This is a genomic window from Streptococcus mitis (assembly GCF_001074635.1).
Taxonomy (GTDB): domain Bacteria; phylum Bacillota; class Bacilli; order Lactobacillales; family Streptococcaceae; genus Streptococcus; species Streptococcus mitis_E.
In genome coordinates this window covers 1-318 of the sequence record NZ_JUQO01000094.1, presented here as the reverse complement: position 1 = coordinate 318, position 318 = coordinate 1, and the positions used below count along the sequence as shown (strand labels likewise).

Sequence of the window (318 nt, the reverse complement as noted above, 5' to 3'; positions counted from 1 at the left end):
GACAAAAACAGAGTACGTAGATGCGGAAAACGATGGTAAATGGGTTTTCAAGAGTTACGATGCTGAAAATAAAGTAGTAAATAAGGCAGATGTAGAGTTTGTAGGAACATGGGTATTCGAGGCTAACAAATACGGTGTAACCTACAAATTTGAAAGTGGAACACCAGGTAAGACATTGCCAGCAGCAATCGAAGGCTATAAACCAACAGACTTAAATCGTTATGTAGACAAAGCAAATGTAGGTGCGACTCAACCGACAAAAACAGAGTACGTAGATGCAGAAAACGATGGTAAATGGGTATTCAAGAGCTACGATGC

General features: G+C 39.9%; 1 protein-coding gene. It reads left to right on the top strand.

The annotated features are described in order from the left end of the window. On the top strand, window positions 1-318 hold a 318-nt coding region (locus tag ADI58_RS03905; protein WP_049521544.1), incomplete at both ends, for an SHIRT domain-containing protein.